This window comes from Streptomyces brasiliensis, assembly GCF_014647875.1.
In the GTDB taxonomy this organism is placed as follows: domain Bacteria; phylum Actinomycetota; class Actinomycetes; order Streptomycetales; family Streptomycetaceae; genus Streptomyces; species Streptomyces brasiliensis.
Genome location: NZ_BMQA01000007.1, coordinates 166,693 through 187,771 on the forward strand (window position 1 = coordinate 166,693; position 21,079 = coordinate 187,771).

General features: G+C 69.4%; 22 protein-coding genes and 1 tRNA gene. 7 read left to right on the forward strand and 16 right to left on the reverse strand.

What is annotated here, in order from left to right:
- Window positions 1–323: 323 nt before the first annotated feature.
- The 4 genes from gyrB (at window position 324) to IEZ19_RS13610 (ending at window position 6,056) form a co-directional block, all read left to right on the forward strand.
- Window positions 324–2,408, forward strand: coding sequence for a DNA topoisomerase (ATP-hydrolyzing) subunit B (gyrB, locus tag IEZ19_RS13595; RefSeq protein ID WP_308428957.1), 2,085 nt, complete (start codon window positions 324–326; stop codon window positions 2,406–2,408).
- A gap of 42 nt (window positions 2,409–2,450) precedes the next feature.
- Window positions 2,451–5,045 (forward strand): DNA gyrase subunit A, encoded by a 2,595-nt coding sequence (gene gyrA, locus IEZ19_RS13600; RefSeq protein WP_189311408.1) that lies wholly within the window; start codon window positions 2,451–2,453, stop codon window positions 5,043–5,045.
- An 18-nt stretch (window positions 5,046–5,063) separates the two neighbouring features.
- A complete protein-coding gene (locus IEZ19_RS13605; RefSeq protein WP_189311409.1) occupies window positions 5,064–5,855 on the forward strand; it encodes a DUF3566 domain-containing protein in 792 nt (263 codons plus the stop codon).
- A 124-nt stretch (window positions 5,856–5,979) separates the two neighbouring features.
- Window positions 5,980–6,056 (forward strand) — tRNA-Ile (locus tag IEZ19_RS13610).
- A gap of 68 nt (window positions 6,057–6,124) precedes the next feature.
- On the opposite strand, the gene IEZ19_RS13615 is transcribed toward IEZ19_RS13610, so the two are convergent.
- From IEZ19_RS13615 to IEZ19_RS13675, 13 genes are all read right to left on the reverse strand, one after another.
- Complete coding sequence (locus IEZ19_RS13615) at window positions 6,125–7,282, reverse strand: tyrosine-type recombinase/integrase (protein ID WP_189311410.1); 1,158 nt, start codon at window positions 7,280–7,282, stop codon at window positions 6,125–6,127.
- Window positions 7,282–7,470: a helix-turn-helix domain-containing protein gene (locus IEZ19_RS13620; RefSeq protein WP_189311411.1), complete on the reverse strand. Its 189-nt coding sequence runs from the start codon at window positions 7,468–7,470 to the stop codon at window positions 7,282–7,284. Before IEZ19_RS13620 ends, IEZ19_RS13615 begins: the two co-directional genes overlap by 1 nt.
- Window positions 7,467–8,861 (reverse strand): replication initiator protein RepSA, encoded by a 1,395-nt coding sequence (repSA, locus tag IEZ19_RS13625; RefSeq protein WP_308428958.1) that lies wholly within the window; start codon window positions 8,859–8,861, stop codon window positions 7,467–7,469. The genes IEZ19_RS13620 and repSA overlap by 4 nt, the downstream gene beginning before the upstream one ends.
- Window positions 8,862–8,865: 4 nt before the next feature.
- Window positions 8,866–9,054 (reverse strand): hypothetical protein, encoded by a 189-nt coding sequence (locus IEZ19_RS13630; protein ID WP_189311412.1) that lies wholly within the window; start codon window positions 9,052–9,054, stop codon window positions 8,866–8,868.
- On the reverse strand, window positions 9,047–9,289 hold the full coding sequence (locus IEZ19_RS13635) for a hypothetical protein (RefSeq protein WP_189311413.1): 243 nt from the start codon (window positions 9,287–9,289) through the stop codon (window positions 9,047–9,049). Before IEZ19_RS13635 ends, IEZ19_RS13630 begins: the two co-directional genes overlap by 8 nt.
- A gap of 4 nt (window positions 9,290–9,293) precedes the next feature.
- Window positions 9,294–9,482 (reverse strand): hypothetical protein, encoded by a 189-nt coding sequence (locus tag IEZ19_RS13640; protein ID WP_189311564.1) that lies wholly within the window; start codon window positions 9,480–9,482, stop codon window positions 9,294–9,296.
- Between the two features lie 94 nt (window positions 9,483–9,576).
- On the reverse strand, window positions 9,577–9,897 hold the full coding sequence (locus IEZ19_RS13645) for a SpdD protein (RefSeq protein ID WP_189311414.1): 321 nt from the start codon (window positions 9,895–9,897) through the stop codon (window positions 9,577–9,579).
- Window positions 9,898–9,917: 20 nt separating this feature from the next.
- The gene (locus IEZ19_RS13650; protein ID WP_189311415.1) at window positions 9,918–10,103 is read right to left on the reverse strand and encodes a mobile element transfer protein; all 186 of its coding nucleotides are present in this window, start codon (window positions 10,101–10,103) and stop codon (window positions 9,918–9,920) included.
- Between the two features lie 19 nt (window positions 10,104–10,122).
- Complete coding sequence (locus tag IEZ19_RS13655) at window positions 10,123–10,761, reverse strand: DUF2637 domain-containing protein (RefSeq protein ID WP_189311416.1); 639 nt, start codon at window positions 10,759–10,761, stop codon at window positions 10,123–10,125.
- A gap of 80 nt (window positions 10,762–10,841) precedes the next feature.
- Window positions 10,842–11,009, reverse strand: a complete 168-nt coding sequence (locus IEZ19_RS13660; RefSeq protein ID WP_189311417.1) for a hypothetical protein — start codon at window positions 11,007–11,009, stop codon at window positions 10,842–10,844.
- Window positions 11,010–11,092: 83 nt separating this feature from the next.
- On the reverse strand, window positions 11,093–12,439 hold the full coding sequence (locus IEZ19_RS13665; protein ID WP_189311418.1) for an FtsK/SpoIIIE domain-containing protein: 1,347 nt from the start codon (window positions 12,437–12,439) through the stop codon (window positions 11,093–11,095).
- A gap of 2 nt (window positions 12,440–12,441) precedes the next feature.
- Complete coding sequence (locus IEZ19_RS13670; protein ID WP_189311419.1) at window positions 12,442–12,771, reverse strand: SCO3933 family regulatory protein; 330 nt, start codon at window positions 12,769–12,771, stop codon at window positions 12,442–12,444.
- 134 nt (window positions 12,772–12,905) lie between these two features.
- The gene (locus IEZ19_RS13675; RefSeq protein WP_189311420.1) at window positions 12,906–13,685 is read right to left on the reverse strand and encodes a GntR family transcriptional regulator; all 780 of its coding nucleotides are present in this window, start codon (window positions 13,683–13,685) and stop codon (window positions 12,906–12,908) included.
- A gap of 18 nt (window positions 13,686–13,703) precedes the next feature.
- On the opposite strand from IEZ19_RS13675, the gene IEZ19_RS13680 reads away from it, so the two are divergent.
- Both IEZ19_RS13680 and IEZ19_RS13685 read left to right on the forward strand, forming a co-directional pair.
- A complete protein-coding gene (locus IEZ19_RS13680) occupies window positions 13,704–14,177 on the forward strand; it encodes an NUDIX hydrolase (protein ID WP_189311565.1) in 474 nt (157 codons plus the stop codon).
- 530 nt (window positions 14,178–14,707) lie between these two features.
- On the forward strand, window positions 14,708–14,920 hold the full coding sequence (locus tag IEZ19_RS13685) for a hypothetical protein (protein WP_189311421.1): 213 nt from the start codon (window positions 14,708–14,710) through the stop codon (window positions 14,918–14,920).
- A gap of 379 nt (window positions 14,921–15,299) precedes the next feature.
- Here the strand turns inward: IEZ19_RS13685 and IEZ19_RS13690 are convergent, their stop codons facing one another.
- Window positions 15,300–15,824 carry a hypothetical protein gene (locus IEZ19_RS13690; protein ID WP_189311422.1) on the reverse strand — a complete coding sequence of 175 codons (525 nt, stop codon included), beginning with the start codon at window positions 15,822–15,824 and terminating at the stop codon, window positions 15,300–15,302.
- A 68-nt stretch (window positions 15,825–15,892) separates the two neighbouring features.
- Window positions 15,893–16,117 (reverse strand): hypothetical protein, encoded by a 225-nt coding sequence (locus IEZ19_RS13695; protein WP_189311423.1) that lies wholly within the window; start codon window positions 16,115–16,117, stop codon window positions 15,893–15,895.
- Window positions 16,118–16,178: 61 nt separating this feature from the next.
- Here IEZ19_RS13695 and IEZ19_RS13700 point away from each other — a divergent pair, with 61 nt between their 5' ends.
- A complete protein-coding gene (locus IEZ19_RS13700; RefSeq protein ID WP_189311424.1) occupies window positions 16,179–16,478 on the forward strand; it encodes a putative quinol monooxygenase in 300 nt (99 codons plus the stop codon).
- A gap of 125 nt (window positions 16,479–16,603) precedes the next feature.
- Here the strand turns inward: IEZ19_RS13700 and IEZ19_RS13705 are convergent, their stop codons facing one another.
- Window positions 16,604–20,611, reverse strand: a complete 4,008-nt coding sequence (locus IEZ19_RS13705) for a WD40 repeat domain-containing protein (protein WP_189311425.1) — start codon at window positions 20,609–20,611, stop codon at window positions 16,604–16,606.
- Between the last annotated feature and the right edge of the window lie 468 nt (window positions 20,612–21,079).

Sequence of the window (21,079 nt, forward strand, 5' to 3'; positions counted from 1 at the left end):
ACGCTCCGTCCTCGACCGCACGCGGTTGCGAAGCGTGATCTGACCCCGGAGTAGCCAAGGGTTGACAGCCGGAAGCGCTGAGTGCCTCCGTGAGCCTCTTGGAGCCCCCTTCCGTATATCGGGACCCGGCTGAGCCCGGTTGAGGGCGGCACATGGGGACTCAGGTACCGGCAAACCCCCATCACTGTCGGCGCTACCGGTAGACTGGAGGCAATCCCGCCCCGAACGTGGGGACCGCCCGGGAAAAGCTGAGCAACGCTGATCAAGGCTTACCAACGCAACATGCCGCAGCCGCTCCGGCAACCCGCCGACGAGCCCGGCTCGTGCTGTGCCAGAAAGGGCGCTTCGTGGCCGATTCCGGCAACCCCAACGAGAACATTCCGTCCACCGACGCCGGCGTGAGCAGCGCGGTGACCTCGTCGAACGGCGAGGTCACCGCCTCGTACGACGCCAGCGCGATCACCGTCCTCGAGGGCCTGGACGCGGTTCGCAAGCGACCCGGTATGTACATCGGCTCGACCGGCGAGCGCGGCCTGCACCACCTCGTGTACGAGGTCGTCGACAACTCCGTCGACGAGGCGCTGGCCGGTTACGCGGACACGATCGACGTCAGGATCCTCGCCGACGGCGGTGTGCGTGTCGTCGACAACGGCCGTGGCATCCCGGTGGGCATCGTCCCGTCCGAGAACAAGCCGGCCATCGAGGTCGTGCTGACCGTCCTGCACGCGGGCGGCAAGTTCGGCGGCGGCGGTTACGCGGTCTCCGGCGGTCTGCACGGCGTCGGCGTCTCCGTCGTGAACGCCTTGTCGAGCAAGGTGTCCGTCGAGGTGAAGACCGACGGCCATCGGTGGACGCAGGACTACAAGATGGGCGTGCCGACGGCGCCGCTCGCCCAGCACGAGGCGACGGACGCGACCGGTACGTCGGTCACGTTCTGGGCCGACGCGGACATCTTCGAGACGACCGAGTACTCCTTCGAGACGCTGTCGCGGCGTTTTCAGGAGATGGCGTTCCTCAACAAGGGCCTGACGATCAGGCTCACCGACGAGCGTGAGTCGGCGAAGGCCACCTCCGGGGCGGACGAGGCGGGTGCGGACGAGAAGGACGAGGTCAAGACCGTCACGTACCACTACGAGGGCGGCATCGTCGACTTCGTGAAGTACCTCAACTCCCGCAAGGGCGACGTGGTGCACCCCACGGTCATCGACCTGGAGGCGGAGGACAAGGACAAGAGCCTGTCCCTCGAGGTCGCGATGCAGTGGAACAGCGGCTACAGCGAGGGTGTGTACTCGTTCGCCAACATCATCCACACGCATGAGGGCGGTACGCACGAGGAGGGCTTCCGCGCGGCCCTCACGAGCCTGATCAACAAGTACGCGCGCGACAAGAAGCTGCTGCGCGACAAGGACGACAACCTCACGGGCGACGACATCCGCGAGGGTCTGACGGCGATCATCTCGGTCAAGCTGAGCGAGCCGCAGTTCGAGGGCCAGACCAAGACCAAGCTGGGCAACACGGAGGCGAAGACCTTCGTCCAGAAGGCGGTCTACGAGCATCTCAACGACTGGCTGGACCGCAACCCGGTCGAGGCCGCGGACATCATCCGCAAGGGCATCCAGGCGGCCACCGCGCGTGTGGCGGCCCGCAAGGCCCGTGACCTCACCCGCCGCAAGGGCCTGCTGGAGAGCGCGTCCCTGCCGGGCAAGCTGTCCGACTGCCAGTCGAACGACCCGACCAAGTGCGAGATCTTCATCGTCGAGGGTGACTCCGCCGGCGGCTCGGCCAAGTCCGGCCGCAACCCGGAGTACCAGGCGATCCTCCCGATCCGCGGCAAGATCCTCAACGTCGAGAAGGCCAGGATCGACAAGATCCTGCAGAACCAGGAGATCCAGGCGCTGATCTCCGCGTTCGGCACGGGTGTGCACGAGGACTTCGACATCGAGAAGCTCCGCTATCACAAGATCATCCTGATGGCGGACGCCGACGTCGACGGCCAGCACATCAACACCCTGCTGCTGACCTTCCTGTTCCGCTTCATGCGGCCGCTGGTCGAGGCCGGGCACGTGTTCCTGTCGCGTCCGCCGCTCTACAAGATCAAGTGGGGCCGGGACGACGTCGAGTACGCGTACTCGGACCGCGAGCGCGACGCCCTGATCGAGCTGGGCCGCCAGCGCGGCAAGCGCGTCCGTGAGGACTCGATCCAGCGCTTCAAGGGTCTCGGCGAGATGAACGCCGAGGAGCTGCGCGTGACGACGATGGACCAGGAGCACCGGGTCCTCGGCCAGGTCACCCTCGACGACGCCGCCCAGGCCGACGACCTGTTCTCGGTCCTCATGGGCGAGGACGTGGAGGCCCGCCGCCAGTTCATCCAGCGCAACGCCAAGGACGTCCGCTTCCTCGACATCTGAGTCGGTCTCAGCTGACCGCACCAGGAAGGATCCCCACCAGCAATGGCCGACGAGAACACTCCTGTCACGCCTGAAGAAGGCGGCGAAACCGCCCTGCGTGTCGAGCCTGTCGGGCTCGAGACGGAGATGCAGCGCTCGTACCTGGACTACGCGATGTCCGTCATCGTGTCCCGTGCGCTGCCCGACGTCCGTGACGGTCTCAAGCCCGTGCACCGGCGCGTCCTGTACGCCATGTACGACGGCGGCTACCGCCCCGAGCGCGGCTTCTACAAGTGCGCGCGCGTGGTCGGCGACGTCATGGGCAACTACCACCCCCACGGCGACAGTTCGATCTACGACGCGCTCGTCCGTCTCGCCCAGCCGTGGGCGATGCGGATGCCGCTGGTGGACTCCAACGGCAACTTCGGCTCCCCGGGCAACGACCCGGCGGCCGCCATGCGCTACACCGAGTGCAAGATGGCGCCGCTGTCGATGGAGATGGTCCGTGACATCGATGAGGGGACCGTCGACTTCACGGACAACTACGACGGCCGCTCCCAGGAGCCGACGGTCCTGCCGTCACGCTTCCCGAACCTGCTGATCAACGGCTCGGCCGGCATCGCGGTCGGCATGGCGACCAACATCCCGCCGCACAACCTGCGCGAGGTCGCGGCCGGCGCCCAGTGGTACCTGGAGAACCCCGAGGCGAGTCACGAGGAGCTGCTCGACGCGCTGATCGAGCGCATCAAGGGCCCCGACTTCCCGACCGGGGCCCTGGTGGTGGGCCGCAAGGGCATCGAGGAGGCGTACCGCACGGGCCGCGGCTCGATCACCATGCGCGCGGTCGTCGAGGTCGAGGAGATCCAGAACCGCCAGTGCCTGGTGGTGACGGAGCTGCCGTACCAGGTGAACCCCGACAACCTGGCGCAGAAGATCGCCGACCTGGTGAAGGACGGCAAGATCGGCGGCATCGCGGACGTCCGCGACGAGACGTCGTCCCGTACGGGCCAGCGCCTGGTCATCGTGCTGAAGCGGGACGCGGTCGCCAAGGTCGTCCTGAACAACCTGTACAAGCACACGGACCTGCAGACGAACTTCGGCGCCAACATGCTGGCGCTGGTCGACGGCGTGCCGCGCACGCTGTCCCTGGACGCGTTCATCCGCCACTGGGTGACGCACCAGATCGAGGTCATCGTCCGCCGTACGCGCTTCCGGCTGCGCAAGGCGGAGGAGCGCGCGCACATCCTGCGCGGTCTGCTGAAGGCCCTGGACGCCATCGACGAGGTCATCGCGCTGATCCGGCGCAGTGAGACCGTCGAGGTCGCGCGCACGGGCCTGATGGGGCTGCTGGAGATCGACGAGATCCAGGCGAACGCCATCCTCGAGATGCAGCTGAGGCGACTCGCGGCCCTCGAGCGGCAGAAGATCGTCCAGGAGCACGACGAACTCCAGGCGAAGATCACCGAGTACAACGCGATCCTCGCCTCCCCGGTCCGCCAGCGCGGCATCGTCAGCGAGGAGCTCGCCGCGATCGTCGAGAAGTACGGCGACGACCGCAAGACGATGCTGGTGCCCTACGACGGCGACATGTCCATCGAGGACCTCATCGCCGAGGAGGACATCGTCGTCACCGTCTCGCGCGGCGGCTACGTCAAGCGGACCAAGACGGACGACTACCGGGCGCAGAAGCGCGGCGGCAAGGGCGTGCGCGGCACGAAGCTGAAGGAAGACGACATCGTCGACCACTTCTTCGTCTCCACCACGCACCACTGGCTGCTGTTCTTCACCAACAAGGGCCGGGTCTACCGGGCGAAGGCGTACGAGCTGCCGGACGCCGGCCGGGACGCCCGCGGCCAGCACGTGGCGAACCTGCTCGCCTTCCAGCCGGACGAGGCGATCGCCGAGATCCTCGCGATCCGTGACTACGAGGCGGCGCCGTACCTGGTCCTGGCCACCAAGGCGGGCCTGGTCAAGAAAACGCCTCTGAAGGATTACGATTCGCCGCGCTCCGGCGGTGTCATCGCGATCAACCTGCGGGAGCGGGAGGACGGTTCCGACGACGAACTGATCGGTGCCGAACTCGTCTCGGCCGAGGACGATCTGCTGCTGATCAGCAGGAAGGCACAGTCGATCAGGTTCACCGCCTCGGACGACACCCTGCGGCCCATGGGCCGTGCCACCTCGGGTGTCAAGGGCATGAGTTTCCGTGAGGGCGACGAGCTTCTCTCGATGAATGTTGTTCGACCCGGTACGTTCGTGTTCACTGCCACGGACGGTGGGTACGCGAAGCGGACCGCCGTCGACGAGTACCGCGTCCAGGGCCGCGGTGGCCTCGGTATCAAGGCCGCCAAGATCGTGGAGGACCGCGGTTCGCTCGTCGGCGCGCTGATTGTCGAGGAGAGCGATGAGATCCTCGCCATCACCCTGGGCGGCGGTGTGATTCGTACGCGAGTCAACGAGGTCAGGGAGACGGGCCGTGACACCATGGGCGTCCAACTGATCAACCTGGGCAAGCGCGATGCCGTGGTCGGTATCGCACGTAACGCCGAGGCCGGCCGCGAGGCGGAGGAAGTCGACGGTGCGGACACCGTGGACGAGACCGCCGAGGGTGCCGTGACCACCGGCACGGACGAGGGTGACACGCCCTCGGCCGAGTAGCACGAGGAGTGAGACAGCGTGAGCGGAGCCACGGGCGCCGGCGCCGGTCCGGTCGGTACCTCGAGCGGTACCTCTGCAGGTGACGACACGGACGGCGGCGGCCGTGGCTCCGCCGCGCGTGCGGCGGACCCGCACACGACGCAACTGCGCAAGGTCGACGCAGGTGCGACCGACTCCCACTCGCCCGACACGCATGGATCCCAGGGGGGAACTGTGACGGACACCCGAGGCCCGCAGACCCAGCACTACGCGGCTGGAGCGGGCCCGGCCGCTCCGGGCGCCCAGCACCCGGCACCCGGGGCGCAGGCCGGCTCGCCGCTGCCGGGCGAACGCCAGCCGCAGCAGCCCGCCGGGCCCTACCACCCGCCGCAGGCCTATCCCGCGCAGAGCTCGTCGGGCGCGGTACGGCGTCCGCGCACCGGCGCGCGGACCACGCCGCGCACGCGCAAGGCGCGGCTGCGGGTGGCCAAGGCCGACCCTTGGTCGGTGATGAAGGTCAGCTTCCTGCTCTCGATCGCGCTCGGCATCTGCACGGTCGTCGCGTCGGCCGTGCTGTGGATGGTCATGGACGCGATGGGCGTCTTCTCGACCGTCGGCGGCACGATCTCGGAGGCGACCGGCTCGAACGAGGCGAACGGCTTCGACCTCCAGGCGTTCCTGTCGCTCCCGCACGTCCTGACGTTCGCGGCGATCATCGCGGTCATCGACGTCGTCCTCGCGACGGCCCTGGCCACGCTGGGCGCGTTCATCTACAACCTCTCCGCGGGCTTCGTCGGCGGTGTGGAGCTGACGCTGGCAGAGGACGAGTGACATACCACGCAGGGGCGATTCCAAACGTCCGCTGACGGTCCTCCGACAACCGATTTTGGGACTGCCCCGGTCGTGCGCTAATCTTCAGGAGTCAGCGCGCGGGACACACCCCGCAGAGCGCGGCGGGGCTATAGCTCAGTTGGTTAGAGCGCATCCCTGATAAGGATGAGGCCACAGGTTCAAATCCTGTTAGCCCCACCAGCGAGAAGACCCCCAGCCGATCAGGCTGGGGGTCTTTTGACACCACCGGTTGACACCAACGGCGACGATCAGCCGATGAGCGGATCTTCCAGCAACTCGGCGAGCATCGCGACGGCTTCTCGCTCGCTGTCGCCGACCACGTGCGTGTAGACGTCCATCGTCATGCTGATCTGGCTATGCCGGAGGATCGCCTGAGCGACCTTGGGGTGCACCTTCAGGAAGGCGAGCAGAGTGCCGCAGGTATGCCGGGCGAGCCGGACCGTGATGCGGCGAACGCCAGCCCGCTTCACGAGCCGCTCGAAGGTTCGAGAGAAGCCCATCGGGTCGATCATGCCGCCATGTGCGGACGAGAAGATCAGGTCATGGTCCGGCTCCTGAGACCAGTGGTCACCGCCGATCTTCCGTTCTAACTCTTGCAGCTCCCGGCGCTCTTCCAGGGCGCGGGCGCAGAACTCCGGCAGGGGGAGCACCGCCTGTGACGACTCGGTCTTGAGATCCTTGAGGACAAGACCGACGTGCTTCACGCGCTGCACCTGCTTGACCGGCGTGAATTGCCTCGCCTCGAAGTCGACGTCCTGCCAGCGGAGTCCCAGCACCTCACTACGGCGGAGGCCGAGCACCAGGACGAGCACGCAGGCCGCATAGAGGCGGTGCGCACGAGCCGCGCGGAGGAACGTGATCGCCTCACGGGCGTTCCATGCCGTGCCCTTGTCCTTGCTGACCTTGGGCATGTCGACCAGGAGAGCAACGTTGCGCGTCAGCAGCTCTTCGCGGATGGCCCGGTTGAGGGCGTTCCGGAGCACACGGAGCACCTCGAAGCGCGTGGGCGCCGGCACCTTGTCGCGCTTCAACGTGGCCATGAAGGCGCGGACCTGGGCGGGAGTCAACTTGACCAGTGACTTCTTGCCGAGGTGCGGCACCAGGTACAGCCTGACCTTGGACTCGTACTTGGCGTACGTGTTGTGCTCGGAGTCTGGCTCAACGATGTGCTGCAGCCAGTAGGCCAGCCACTCCCCGAGCGACCAGGTGCGGGACGGCACCGGGACGCCGTTGCGCTCCTGGGCTTGGAGCTTGCCGAGCTTCTCGTTGGCTTCGTCCCACGTGGCGCCGTAGACCGTCTTGCGGACGCGGTTGCCGTCTGTGTCGGTGACGTATGCGCGGCCCATGTATCGGCCGTCCGCTCGCTTTGAGATCGTGCCCCCACCGTTGGGACGCCTCTTGGCCATCAGGCACCCCTCTCGATCTGCCGCCGAATGAAGTCCCCGACCGAGTCAGCCGGGATGCGACGGCAGCCGTCGACTTTGATCGAGACCAGGCGGTGAGTGCGGATCAGGTCGTAGACCTTGGTCCGGCCGACCTTGAGACTCGCCATGACCTCCGGCACGGTGAGCAGTTCGGGCGTAGCGGTGGTCATGCGGCGGCTCCTTCCAGGTCGAGCAGGGCGGGTAGTTCCTCGCGGACGGCTTCGCGGTTGTGCTGGATGTCGCGGCGGACGTTGGCGGCGAGCCAGGATTCGCCGGGGGTGTGGCCGTGTCCGGCGTAGGACCAGTGCGCGAGCGTGAGCGTGGTTGCCTCCGGGTTGTCGTCGGGATCGGGCAGGCCGAGGGCTTCGCGTTGCTGGGCGGCGCGGTAGTCGGCACGGACCTGGCGCAGGGCGCCGAGGGTGGTCGAGTAGCGGCGGGACTTGGTGGAGAAGTGGCCGCGGAAGCCGAGCATGTGAGCCCAGTCCCGTAACTTCCGGTCCGGGTAGAGCGGGTGCAGGTCGAGGCAAGCTTCGATGAGTCGGCGAGGGTGGTCGGCTACGCCGAGGAGGATTAGGGCTTCCTTGTTGCCGATGCGGCGGTCCACGGTGCCGGTGGTCTCGGCGGCTTTGGTGGCGTACTTGGCGACGTAGGAGGCGACAGCCTGTTCGGTGATGTCTTCGCCGTGGCCGAAGGCGCCGATCGGCTGGACGTCGAGCTGGGTTCCCCAGCGCAGGGTGCGTGCGGGCTGGTCCCCGGCCGGGTCGACGTCGACCGCGACGCGGGCAGCAGCCGCGTGGATCGAGTCGGTAAGCAGGTCGAGCGTGGCCCAGGCCGGGGGCGGGTCGTCGGGTCCGTCGGGGCCGTCGAACCGGATCACGGCATGGAAGTGCACGGCGCCGCGCTTCTGGTACTCGGCGACCTTGCCGAACGAGACCCGGGACTGTTCGTGGGCGGCTTTCTGGGTGAGTCCGGCCCGCTTCGCTATCTCACGGCGCAGGTAGATCGTGAAGTAGCGCCACAGCTCGGAGGCGTGGTTGTTCCACAGCACGGCGCCCGCGTAGTCGTACGTATCCGGGTCGAGGGGTGTTCCGAGTTCGGCAGCGTCCTCGGGGTGACGAGTGCCGCAGCGGCAGGGCCGGTTTCCGGGGCGGTTGTGGACCGGGCCGAACGAGGGCGCGGTGAGGGTGGCGAAGACGCGGGGGTGGTCGCGGATCGTGTGGGGGGTGCCCTTGTCGGGGTCGCCGACCAGTCCGGCCCGGATCAGGTGGTAGGTGTCTCCGGCGTAGGTCCAGGCGCAGGCCGGGCAGCGGGAGGCACGGCGGTTACCGCAGGCGACCCGGAGCGTGCCGCCCGGCTCCTGGTCGGTGCTGTAGGAGTGCAGCACGTGGCCGGTTGCCCGGTCGATGGTCTTGGTTGCGCCGGTGAGGCGGATCGGGTCGGCGCAGCCGCCGGTGCGTTTGATCTGTTCTTGCCAGCGGTCGAAGCCGGTGGACCCGGCCAGCCTCAGCACGTCGGCGAGGGTGGCCGGGTCCAGGCCCGCCATGGTGGCGGCGGTGGTCACGCGGTTACTTCCTTCCGTGTGCGGGGCCGTGGTCGGCGCTCCAGCCCTCGACCAGGGCGCGAACCTGGGTGTCGCCGGTGGCGGTGGCGCTTGCGCCGCAGTGGCAGACGGCCGAGGCGGTGGCGGGGGCGGACGGGGATGGCTTGCTGACGTGCAGACCGGGGCGGTCCGGGGTCGGGGTGAGGTCAGCCACGGCCGGGCACCTCCGGCGCGTCAGCGGTCAGGGCGTCGAGGGCGTCAGCGGCTTCGATGGCGGTGGTGGCCAGGTTGCGCAGGGCCTTCGAGGTGCCAGGCGAGGCGATGAGCGCGATCTCTACGAAGTCGCCGCCCATGCGGAGGCTGACGAAGGGGGTGGCGCGGTCCGGGAACGCGGTGACGCGGAAGCGGGTGTTCGGCTCGATGTGGGCTGAGGCGGTGAGGTTCTTCATGCGGTCACCGCCCGGCCTGTGCGAGCGCGGGGGCGGGTGTAGGGGTGGTGTGGCCGGTGCCCTTGCAGGTCGGGCAGGCGACGCGGAGGGTGGCGCGGGTGCCGTCGGAGTGGCGGGTGCCGGTGGTGATGGCGGCGGTGGCGAAGCCGTCGCAGTTACGGCAGACGCGCGGGCTCGGGGCGTGCTGGGGCATCATGGGGCATCCCTTTCGGGTCCGTTGGATCAGGAAGGTGGGAAGGCGCCCGGAGCGGCGGAAGTTTGGCGACCGAGGCCGCTCCGGGGGCCGTTCAGCGGTGCTTGTCGAGGTCCTTCAGCAGGGACTTGAGGACGACCGCGACCACGGCCACGGACATGGCGGTGATGGCGACCGCGAGGAGCATGGAGACCAGGACCGCGCCGACGACGAGGACCACGGCGCCGCCGCCCGCGGCGAGGGCGAGCGCGCTGCCGGGGGTGAGCTGGATGGTCGGCCGGTTCGATGCCGGGGCCACCGGGACCGGCGCCGGAGCCTGAGCGGCCGGGACGGACACCGGGGCGGGGGCGGCGGTTCGGGGCTGGACGGCGGGTGCTGGGGCGGTGTCCTGCGGCGGGTACTTCGGCGTGAACATGAGGCGGGTTCCTTTCCTGGTCAGGGGTTGCAGCGGTGGGTGCGGGCAGCGAGTTCAGCGGCGGAGCGGTCACGGTGCTCGGTGGAGAAGCCACAGTTCGGTGCAGTGCAGGCGGCGGTGTGCCGGGTCTGGCCACGACCGTTGTTGAACGTGCCGACCCGGACGGGGCCGATCTGGATCACGTCGTAGAAGCGGTTCGGGCGCACGGTGGAACCTCCTTCCTGATCAGGCGAGTTGGGCGACGATCACTCCGGCGAGGTCTTCCGGGATGCCGAGGCGGGCGCGCAGGGTGGCGGTGTCGATGTCCGTGCCGGTACGGGTGCGGTGGTCGGCCGCCAGCTTGCGCGCGTGGTCGACCAGCGCCGGAGGCACAGACGGGGCGGCTTGGGGCAGGGCCGGAGCGGGCTCCGGCGCGGTGATCTGCTCAGGCACGGCTTCTGGCGCAGGCTGAGCGACGACGGGTGCGGGCGGCGCGGGCTCCGGGTCCGGGGTCGGCGCGGGTGCCGGCGTGGGGGTGTGGGCGAGCAGGGTGCCGCCGAGGAAGGCGAGTGCCGGCCAGCCCGCGACGACGATGCGCAGCCAGGCCGGGACGTGTTCCAGGTCGAGGAGTCCGGCGGTGGCGATGTTGGCCCCGAGTGAGGCGACCAGGGCGATCAGGAACCAGAACCAGGCCAGTCCGGATCGTTCGGTGCGCAAGCGGCGCCACACGGCGACAAGGAGCAGGTCAACGGAGACCGGGTAGGCCCACGCCTTCCAACCGGACTGTCCGGCAGCGGCGGCAAGGTCGTGCAGGTGGGCGAAGGACAGCGCACCGGCGATCACGGCTTGGACCAGGACGGCATCCGGGCGGATGGAACGGGACACGGGTCTTCACCTCCTTCAAGGAGATCGGGCCAGGGGGCGGGCGGCGGGATCGGTGTCCGGCCGCCCGGCACCTGGCGGGGTCAGTCGTCGGCGGGGATCTCGCCAGCGCCCAGGCAGCCCAGGCAGACCCCGGTCTGTTCGCCGACGTGGCGGTGCTTGCGGCCCACCCGCACCTGGCGGGAGACCTCACCCGTGCCGTGACAGGCCGGGCACTGCTTGACGTTCGGCTTGGCGGTCTTGCGTGCCATGAGCGATCTCCGTTCGGTTTTCGGCATGGCTGGGGTAGGGACCTGGCGCGAAGGCGGTCACGCCGACCGGGGGAAGCGGGGTGTTACTCGGTGACGGGCTGCGGCTGTGCCAGCGGCGGCACGGTCGGCATTGGCGGTGCGGTGATCTGGCCGACCGGGCGGAACGGGGCGAGGAACGGCAGAGCCGGGGTCAGGTGGGCGAACTGGCGGCAGACAGCGGCGGCGTGCGCGGGTGTGATCTCGGGAGTGCGGATGCGGGACCAGCCGCCGGAGGTGTCGCCAGCCACCGCGACGCCGGGGCGGTTCGGGGCGATCCCGGTCACGGCCATCACCGCGTCCGGGGCGATGTCACCCAAACCCATCTCCGCGGTCTGCTTGTCGTTGACGCGGTGGACCACGCGGCCGGTGAGCTGAGCCCGCAGGGCGGTCGCACCCCGGCCCAGGTCGGAGCCGAAGCGCTGCCCGCACACCTCCAGGTAGATGCCGACCGCGCGGGCCATCTGCCCGAGCCGGACCAGTTGCATGACCGTCTGGTCACGGGCCGGTTCGTCCTTCTTCGAGGTCACCCAGAACAGCTCTGCCACCTCGTCGATCAGCACCACCAGGGGCACCGGCCGGACCTTGTCCGGCAGCTCCCACAGATCCGAGACCCCGTGCAGGGCGAGGAGATCGAAGCGGTCTTCCATCTCAGCGACCAGCGCGTCTATCAGGCGTCCAGCGGACTGCGGGTCAGTGGCCAGAGCCGACAGCCGAGGCGCGTAGCGGCCCTGCTCGACACCGCGCTTGCAGTCGATGCCGATCAGCCCGACCGGGAGCTGAGCGAGACCCTTGATCAGGTTGCGCTGATACATGGATTTGCCGGACTGGTTGGCGCCCAGCGTCAGGGCGTGCGGGATCTTGCGGTAGTCGCGCTCGAAGACCGTGCCGTTCTCCCGCAGTGCGACCGGGACGACCAGGTCACGGGGTCGTGCCGTGCGCGGCAGGCGGACCCGGCGCAGCACGTCGTACCCGGTCATCCGCAGTTCGACATAGCCCGGCTTGGTCTCGGCCACGGTCACCGAGCGCACCCCCCAGGCGTGGCGGAGGCGTTCGCAGGACGCGCCAATGTCGGCGGGCTCCAGGCCAGCGGGAAGCCGCAGGGTCACCCGCAGCCCGACCGACGTGGGGCTGACCCGGCGGACCTTCGGCGGCACCGGCCGCACCTCGCTACGGGCCAGGTTGCGCTTGACGAAGGCACGGAAGCCGGACGGCTGCACCGTCAGCCCGCACACCTCCATCGTGTCGCGGTAGGTGAAGGTGAACCGGCTCCAGGTGACCGGCAGGCCCACCAGCGACCAGTACACGCGCGGCGCCCGCACCTTCGCATACCCGAGCCCACCGACACCGGCCGCAGCAGTCCCGGCCTCCAGCCAGGTCACCAGGTCCGCCATGATCAGGCACCCGCCGTGATCGCAACCGCGCGGAAGCTGATCCCGTGGCGCTTCTGGCCGTTGAACTCGTTCTCCCAGTCACGGGCCTTCAGCCCGACGACCCGCACCGGCGTTCCCGGCACGAGGCCCTCAGGGAGACCCGTCTCCGGCACGGTCACCTGGTAAAGGTTCCCCTCCCCCTCGTCCGAGATCAGCAGACCCACGGACGACAGGTCCGCACCCGTCTCCCGGTCCACGGCCCGCTCACCAGTCTTCTTGTTGACCATCTTCGGCTCCGGGGCAGTCGCCACGAACACCACAGCGGACGAAAGGTCGATCTTGAAGGACGGCATTGCGTCTCCTCTAGTGGAGCGGATCTCCTGCACTCATGTACAGGAGTTACGAGTAGAAGAGTGCCTAACTCATGTACAGGAGTCAAGCGCTCTGGTGTGCCAGGCCGTGAAGTGGCTTGAAAGAGACGGGGCCGTCAGTCCCGCGCAGGGAAGCGATAGTCCAAAACGAACTGGTCAGCGGCCATGACGGTGTCGCACACCTCGACCACTTGCCCGTCGTCCGAAAAGGCACTGCGGACCAAGTGGATAACCGGGGCGCCGGGACTCAGGGCAAGAGCGGTCGCCTCAGCCTTGGTGGCCAGTCGTGCCTTCACCGTCTCGACGAACTCCGCCAGCAGGTGACCGTGCTCTTCAAGTCGCGCGTAGATGCCACCGCCCCCGGGGTTCTCGGCGAACATCTCGGGGATGTCCTTCACCACATCCCACGGCAGATAGGACGTTGCCTCTTCAGTGGGGATGCCGTCGCGGAAGTACCTGCGCTTGCGGGCAAGAACCTTGGTTCCCGTTCCGACGTTCAGTCGCTCCGCAATCTCGGTCGGCGCCTCGACGGGGCCAACGTAGAGCACGTTCACGGAAGGAGTGCCGCCAGACTGTTCGGTTTCGGCGAGATAGGCAGCCTTGCCCGCTTTGCGGTGTGCCCGACGGAAGCGATCAGATGACTTCCGCTGAACAGGGGGGCGTGAGCGGACGAAGGAACCTCGCCCATGATGGGTCTCGATCAACTGCGCAGCGCGCAGCTCGGCCACCGCCTTGCGTACCGTTCCTGAGGCGACGCTGTACCGAGCCATTAGCTCAGTCTCACTGGGTACCGGAGTCCCAGGCTTCAATGCCCCTGATCTGATCTGCGCTGCGAGATCATCCGCGATCTGGAGGTACTTAGCCTTGGCCGAAGATGTCACGTCGCCTGTCGCCATAGTCCTACAGTCTCCCCTATTCTCCTGTACATGAGTAACAGCCGCCCGCAGAACCCGTCAACGCCGCTTCACTCGGTTTCCGTGGCGGGAGTCGTTGTGCGTGAGGACGGACGCGTGTTGGTGATCCGCCGTGCCGACAACGGCACCTGGGAGCCGCCCGGCGGGGTGCTCGAGCGCACGGAAGCCATCGAAGATGGGGTCCGCCGTGAGGTGTACGAAGAGACCGGGATCAAGGTGCGCGTGGAGCGCTTGACCGGCGTCTACAAGAACATGACGGTTGGCGTTGTGGCCCTGGTGTTCAAGTGCCAGCCCGAAGGCGGCCACGAACAGCTCTCGGACGAGTCGACCGCTGTTGCATGGCTCACCCCGGACGAGGCAGTAGCCGCGATGAGCGAGGTCTACGCGGTGCGCATCACGGACGCTTTGCGCGACGAGGCGCCGCACATCCGGACACATGACGGCCGCAAGCTGACGCCGCTGGTAGGCAACTGAGCTTCGGCCGGAGGCCCGGACCTGTTACAGGTTTCTCTACCTCATCAAGCCCCGGCTGCGCTCCGCTCCGCCGGGCGCGCTCCCGGCTCCGCTCCGGGCGCCGCTCCTGCCTCCGGCCCGCTCCGCCCGCGCTGCGCCGACGCGCGCCCACATGTGGAAAGGGCCGGTGGCCATGAGTCGATCGCCGCAGGGCACGGCCACGGTCAAGGCGACGCCTCCGGCGGGGGATCGGCCGACACCGGGATGGAGGGGGCGCCGTTCCCGCCTGCGGGTCCGTAGGGGTGTGCGCGGTGCTCCCATCCCGTCCACCGTCGACCCAGGCAGAGCCGAGCAGACGCGGCCCATGGCGTCCAGGTCGTTCGTACAGTGGCGCGCTCCACCTGGACGCCATGAACCACGCCCGCTCCACAGTGTGTGGGTCGACGGCGGACGGGATGGGAGCTGGGAAGAGTGATGGGTGCAGGAAGCGGGCAGGTCCATGCCACACTCAGGCGGCCCGGTTTGCGGGCGTACTGACTCGGGAGTGCGCAATGGACCCGCGCTTGAGGACGCTTGGCAACGGCCTGATCACCTGCATCGCCCTGGCTTGGCTCGGCTACCAGGTCCTATATGGCGAGGGGATGCTGCGGATCTTCGCCGCTTTCACGTTGGTGATTGGCGTGGTGAGGACTGCAGGCGACATCCTCGACTACATCCGCCCTCGACCAAAGCGGCGCCGATCCCGTGAGCGGGACGGGAATTGAAATGCCCCTGCCGCCACTGGCCCTCCCGGCCGAGTTGGTGATGCTTGTTGATGCTTGTCAAGACCGCGTGTAGGAGCTGACACCAGCCTCTGACACCAACATGCGCGAACAGCAGCGGTTAGCGCGGAACCTCAGCAGACAAGTAAGCCAAGTACGGCGTTGGTTGGCCGACGCCGAAGAGTTGCTGTGATCGACCTGATAAGGATGAGGCCACAGGTTCAAATCCTGTTAGCCCCACCAGCGAGAAGACCCCCAGGCGGTTGTGCCTGGGGGTCTTTGACATCTACGGCCGGCATCAGCCGATGAGCGGGTCCTCCAGAAGTCCGGCGAACATTCTGAGCGCTTCCCGTTCGCAGACGTCCATGGTCATCTGATCTCCTCATCGTCGAGGGAGCAGCGGACACTCGAGGTCCGGGTGGAAGAGGTTGGGGCAGCACACGATGGACAGCGGCAGCAGGCTGCGGGACTGGGTGTAGTGGACCCAGGCGATGTCGACTCCCCGGGGGAGGACGTCGTACGCGTACGCGATCTTTCCGTCCAGACTGCCGTAGGACCGCAGTCCGTCGGTCCGCTCGAAGGGCGGTTGGTCGTTGTAGTGCCGCTTCAGCCATTCGACGGCGTCCGTGACGTCCGTCCAGGTGCGATCGGCTGCGGTCTGCCCCTGCTTGGCCAGCCAGTGACCGGACATCAGCGGCGGAAGGCTGGACGTGGCGAACTCGCCGGCACCCTCCTGGTATCGGCCGGCATGGTCCGCTTCGGGCGCCGGCCGCACGGGGTGGGGCGGCCTCCTGTTGCCCTCCTTCGCGTAGGTGCTGGGAGGGCCGACCCAGGGGCCGAAGCCGTGCCAGTGACCGGCCCAGGTCTGGCTCGTGAGTCCGGGTGCCTCGGGAGCGGTTGCGGTCATGCGTCCTCCTGGGCAGGCTGCCCTGCGGCGGCGAGGCGGCCCGGGTGTGCGATGAGGGAGCGCTCAGGTCAGAGCGCCAGGCCTCGGCCGCTGTCCCGGTCGATGGCGAACGAGTCGAGTTCCGTGCCGGTCATGGGCAGCTCGCGACCGGTACCTTCGGGCTTCGAGTCGCCGACGGCGTACGCCGCCGCAGCACTTCCGTTCGGGCGCGTCCGCGGCAGCGGGCAGCGGCGGATGAACCCGCGACAGGTCGGTGGTGCGTTCGCGGGGTCGTGGCCGGGGGTGCCGGTCACGCTGTCCGAAGGGGCGCCATGATGGTGCCGGGCAACGCACCTCCGAAGAAGGCGGCATGGCATGGCCTACGGCTACATCGGCTCGATGAAGACCCAGCCCGGCAGGCGTGACGACGTGGTCGCGATCCTGCTCTCCGGAGCCGAGAGTCTCCGGGAGATCGGCTGCCGAAGCTACGTGGTGGGCCTGGCCGCCGAGGACCCGGACACGATCGTGGTCACGGAGGTCTGGGAATCGAAGGAACACCACGACGCGTCCTTGCGGTTGCCCGAGGCCAAGGAAGCGATCGCGGCCGCCATGCCCATGCTCACCGGCGAGTTCACCAGTCGCGAACTGGCGGTCGCGGGAGGCCTCGGCGTCTGACCGGCCCACGTCCGGGCGTCCGCGCTACCCGGTGGATACGTGCCACCTGTTCGGTGGAGAGCGTTGGGGAGGGGGCTCGAGAGTGCCTGGCCGATCGATTGCGGCCGCGGGTCTTTGACGTCTTGTCAGGCCTCGCACGGCGGGTCGTACGAGAGCCGGGGCAGGTACTCGTGCCATGTCGCCGGGGTCAGGACGCCGTGTGTGGTCGAGCAGATGTGGGCGATGGCCCGGTCGACGTTCAGGTTCCACAGGCGGACCGTGTCCGAGCCGCTCGAGACTCCGAGCATGTGGCTGTGGGGGCTGAACGAGAGGAAGTTGCCCGTCCTGGCGTTGGGGCTCAGGGACTGGCCGATCGGGGAGGCCCGGGACGGGTCCGTGACGTTCCACAGGCGGACCGTGTTGTCGTTGCCGCCGCTGGCCAGGGTGTGGCCGTCCTCGCTGAACGTGAGGGACACGACCGCCTCGGTGTGGCCCGTGAGGGGGGAGCCTGCCGGCGTCGCACGGGACGGGTCCCCGACGTTCCACAGGCGGACCGTGTCGTCGTCGCTGCCGCTGGCCAGCGTGTGGCCGTCCGGGCTGTACGCGAGTACGTCGACCGGGCCGGCGTGCCCTCCGAGGGGAGCGCCGAGGGGCGTGGCGCGGCTGGGGTCGGTCACGTTCCACAGGCGTACGGTGCCGTCCGCGCTGCCGCTGGCGAGGGTGCGGCCGTCGGTGGCGAACGCGAGGCTGTGGACGTACCCCCTGTGGCCCTTGAGGGGTGGGCCGAAAGGTGTCGGGTGCGCGGGGTCGGTGACGTTCCACAGGCGGATGGTGCGGTCGTCGTAGGCGGTGGCCAAGGTGTGCCCGTCCGGGGCGAAGGCCAGCGCGTCGGGGCCCGAGAACCGGGTCCGCAGCACGATCTGGGGCCTGTGGACGACGGGCCGGGCAGGGTCGGTGACGTTCCACAGCTGCACCGTGCCGTTCGCCGTCAGTACGGCGAGGGTGCTGCCGTCGGCGGAGAAGGCCAGCGACCGTACGTCGCCCTCACCGGGCCGGAACGGCCGGCCCAGCAGGACGGGCCGGTCCGGCCGCTCGACGTTCCACAGCCGGACCGCACGGTCGCGGCCGGCCGTGGCGAGCACCCGGCCGTCCGGGCCGAAGGCTCCGATTCTGCCGACCATGTCCGACGTCGGCAGGGACCACAGCCGGACCTTGCTGTCGCCGTTCCCGGTGGCGAGGGTGCGGCCGTCGGGGCTGAAGCCCAGCGCGAACATCTCACCGCTGCCGCCCGCGAGGGGCTCGCCGACCTGCGAGGGGTAGGCCGGATCCGTCGTGTTCCACAGGCTCGCCGTGCTGTCCGCGCTGGCGGCGGCGAGCGTGCGGCCGTCGGGGCTGAAGGCCACCGACCACACGGGGCCGGTGTGACCGGTCAGGGGCGAGCCGAGCGGTGCCGCGTGACGTGGGTCGGTCACGTTCCACAGCCGGACCGTGTCGTCCTCGCTGCCGCTGGCGAGCGTGTGCCCGTCGGGGCTGAAGGCCACCGAGTGCACCAGGCCGGTGTGGCCGCGCAGCGGCGTGCCGAGCGGTGCCGGATGGCGCGGGCCGGTCATGTCCCACAGGCGGACCGTGTCGTCGTCCCCGCCTGCCGCGAGCGTGTGCCCGTCGGGGCTGAACGCCAGGGACCGTACGGCGGCGGTGTGGCCGGTCAGCGCGCCGAGCGGTTTCGGCCGGCCCGCGGCGCCCATGTCCCACAGGCGGACGACGTGGTCCTCGGTCGCGGCTGCCAGGGTGCGGCCGTCCGGGCTGAAGGCGAGCAGGTAGATCGTGCCGTCGTGGCCCGTCAAGGGCCGGCCGAGCGGTTCGGGACGGGCGGGGGAGCGTACGTTCCACAGGCGGACGGTGCCGTCGTCCGAGGCGCTGGCGAGGGTGTGCCCGTCGGGGCTGAAGACGGCGGTGCTCACCCAGCTCGTGTGACCCGTGAGGGGCCTGCCCAGCGGTCGGGGGCGGGCCGGGTCCGCCACGTCCCACAGGCGTACGGTCCGGTCGTAGCTGGCCGTGGCCAGGAGCCGGCCGTCCGGGCTGAACGAGGTGAGGTAGACGGCGCCGGTGTGGCCGACGAGCGGTGTGGCCAGCGGGGCGTTCACGATCGACATGAGGCGGTTGTTCGCGCCCGCGTCGTCCGGCCGCAGCCGGTGTGCCACCAGGTCGAGCTGGGCGGACAGGGACGGATCCGTGTACTGGACGCGATCGGCCTCGGCCACCACCTGCGCGAACTCGGCGTCGTTGCGCTGCTGCCACGCGATCACAGCCGAGCCAACGGCCAGGAGCGCCAGGACGACCAGGGCGGACACCGCGCCCCGGCCCATCCGCACCGTGCGCTTGCGCAGCCGGGCCGAGGCGGCCAGGAACTGGGCCGCGCTCCTGGTCGGAAAGGTGTCACCGGCGGACGCCGCCCAGGCACGGGCCTGCTCCAGCCGGGAGCCCCGGTAGAGCAGGGACGGGTCGCGGCTCGATCTCTCCCACGCCCTGCTGTCCTCCTCCAGGCGCTGGCGCAGCAGATGGCCGTTCCGGTCCTCGTCGATCCACTGGCGCAGCCGTGGCCAGGCGTGCAGCAGCGCCTCGTGCGTGATCTCGACAGTTTCGGCGTCGAGCGTCACCAGCCGGGCGCATACGAGCGCTTCGAGCGACTTCTTCGTACCGGCGAGGTCCGCCGACTCCTGCGTCAGCTGACGGCGGGTGCCCCGCCTGCGGGTGGCCGGGGTGTCCTCGCCCAGCCGGACCAGCCTGAGCAGGAGCAGCCGCGCGGCCGTGCGCGCCGCCGGGTCGAGGCCGGACCAGGCCCGCTCGGCCGTCGTGGCCACCGCTCCCTGGATTCCGCCGGCGGCTCGATAGCCGGCCAGCGTGAGCCTGCCCGCCTTCCTGCGCTGCCAGGTGGCGAGCAGGGCGTGCGAGAGGAGCGGCAGTACGCCCGCGTCGTGCGCCCCGCGCGGGCCGTCGGCGTTCACCTCCCGCAGGATCAACTCCGCAAGTCCCGGTTCGAGTTCCAGGCCCACCGCCCTGGCCGGCTTGATCACGGCCTCGCGCAGCTCCGCGCTCGTCAGCGGCCCGAGCACCATGTGCCGGTGCTGCAGCGCGTCGGCGAGTTCCGGGTGGCCGAGGCACTGCTCGTAGAAGTCGGCGCGCACACCGAGGACGACGAGCACGGGAGGGGGGACGGCCGGGTCGCCGGTCGTGCACGCGGCGCGGAGGGTGCGGATGAAGGCGCGCCGGTTCTCCTCGCCGGGGCAGAGAGTGAACGTTTCCTCGAACTGGTCCACGACGATGACCGCGCGGGCGCGGGACGACGGCGCCTCGCGGCCGGCCCACGTCCTGAGAGCCTCCCGTACCGCGCGCTCGAACTCGGGAGTGCAGGGTCCTTCCGCCGCCGGTTCGTCCGTGGTCCGGGCGACGGATGCCAGTTCGGGTATCCGGTCGATCAGTGCCGAGAGGGGGTCCGCGCCCGGCACGAGTTGAAGGACATGCCGTGGCGGGTCGTTCTCGTCGTCCGGATCGCCGTTCTGCAGCGTGGGCACCAGGCCGGCGTTCAGGAGGGACGACTTCCCCGCCCCGGAGGCGCCGACGAGCATGACCACGCCGCCTGTCCGCTCCGCTGCGAGAAGCTGCCCGACGAGGGCGTCCGTGCTCCGCTCGCGGCCGAAGAACCAGCGGGCGTCCTGGCGCCGGTACGAGGCCAGGCCCGGGTACGGGCACACGCCCCGCACGGGAGGAGCATCGTCCGGGGCGCCCACCTCCGGGTCCGCGGACGGTGCGGCGGCCTCGGAGACGGGGCCCGCGATCGCGCGTTCCCACAGGCGCTGCCACTCGTCCAGGTCGTAGAGGCCGGGATGCACCGGCGTGGGCTGCAAGCGCCGTGCCTCGGGGATCAGGACGTGCAGGACCGCGCGGAGGGCGCCGAACTGGGCGGGCACGTTCCTGGCCCGCCGCCAGTCGCTGACCCGCTGGGCGGACACCCGGATCGGCCGCCCCCGCTCGTCCACGCGCTGGAGCCGTACGACCGCCTCGGCCACGCGCTTGAGGGGAGGATTGCCCGCCTCTGTGTAGAGCAGCGCGAGACGCTCGGCGAAGGATGCGCGTGCCTCCGGCTCGGAAGTCAAGGTCCCCCCTTACTGTCCGCATCCGGCCGTCCGGACCGGAAAACTCACCTTATAGAGCTGATCTGCGGTAATGCCCACGGCCGGGCATCAGCCTCTCCTCCCTGTGACCTGCCGATGGCAGGATCACGCCCACAGCAGTGAACCAATCGGCCACTGTCTCGAATGCGCGCCGGTAGCCGATGCGGCGCGCATCGACGCCGCCGGATCGTCGGGTACCGGTCCCCGCGTGGGGAGGGACCGGCATCGGACGACGGGCGGTGCGGCACGTGCGCTCGCCCCTCCCGGCGAACGCACCTCGACCCCCGACCGTCCGGTCGGGGGTTTCGTCGTGTGAGGCGCTGTACGCAATTCGCCGTTACGAAGGTACGACTGGTTCTGCGACTGCTCGTGCTGCAGCGGATGCCGCGTGTGCGTCTGCTGCTGGTCCTGTGCCGGTCCTGCTACTGCTGCTGTCGGGTACTGCTGTTA

Coding starts and splice junctions, on each gene's coding strand:
- gyrA (WP_189311408.1), top strand. CDS start 2,451: ATGGCCGACGAGAACACTCCTGTCACGCCTGAAGAAGGCGGCGAAACC.
- IEZ19_RS13615 (WP_189311410.1), bottom strand. CDS start 7,282: ATGGCCAAGAGGCGTCCCAACGGTGGGGGCACGATCTCAAAGCGAGCG.
- IEZ19_RS13620 (WP_189311411.1), bottom strand. CDS start 7,470: ATGACCACCGCTACGCCCGAACTGCTCACCGTGCCGGAGGTCATGGCG.
- IEZ19_RS13635 (WP_189311413.1), bottom strand. CDS start 9,289: ATGAAGAACCTCACCGCCTCAGCCCACATCGAGCCGAACACCCGCTTC.
- IEZ19_RS13640 (WP_189311564.1), bottom strand. CDS start 9,482: ATGCCCCAGCACGCCCCGAGCCCGCGCGTCTGCCGTAACTGCGACGGC.
- IEZ19_RS13645 (WP_189311414.1), bottom strand. CDS start 9,897: ATGTTCACGCCGAAGTACCCGCCGCAGGACACCGCCCCAGCACCCGCC.
- IEZ19_RS13660 (WP_189311417.1), bottom strand. CDS start 11,009: ATGGCACGCAAGACCGCCAAGCCGAACGTCAAGCAGTGCCCGGCCTGT.
- IEZ19_RS13665 (WP_189311418.1), bottom strand. CDS start 12,439: ATGGCGGACCTGGTGACCTGGCTGGAGGCCGGGACTGCTGCGGCCGGT.
- IEZ19_RS13670 (WP_189311419.1), bottom strand. CDS start 12,771: ATGCCGTCCTTCAAGATCGACCTTTCGTCCGCTGTGGTGTTCGTGGCG.
- IEZ19_RS13675 (WP_189311420.1), bottom strand. CDS start 13,685: ATGGCGACAGGCGACGTGACATCTTCGGCCAAGGCTAAGTACCTCCAG.
- IEZ19_RS13685 (WP_189311421.1), top strand. CDS start 14,708: ATGGACCCGCGCTTGAGGACGCTTGGCAACGGCCTGATCACCTGCATC.
- IEZ19_RS13690 (WP_189311422.1), bottom strand. CDS start 15,824: ATGACCGCAACCGCTCCCGAGGCACCCGGACTCACGAGCCAGACCTGG.
- IEZ19_RS13700 (WP_189311424.1), top strand. CDS start 16,179: ATGGCCTACGGCTACATCGGCTCGATGAAGACCCAGCCCGGCAGGCGT.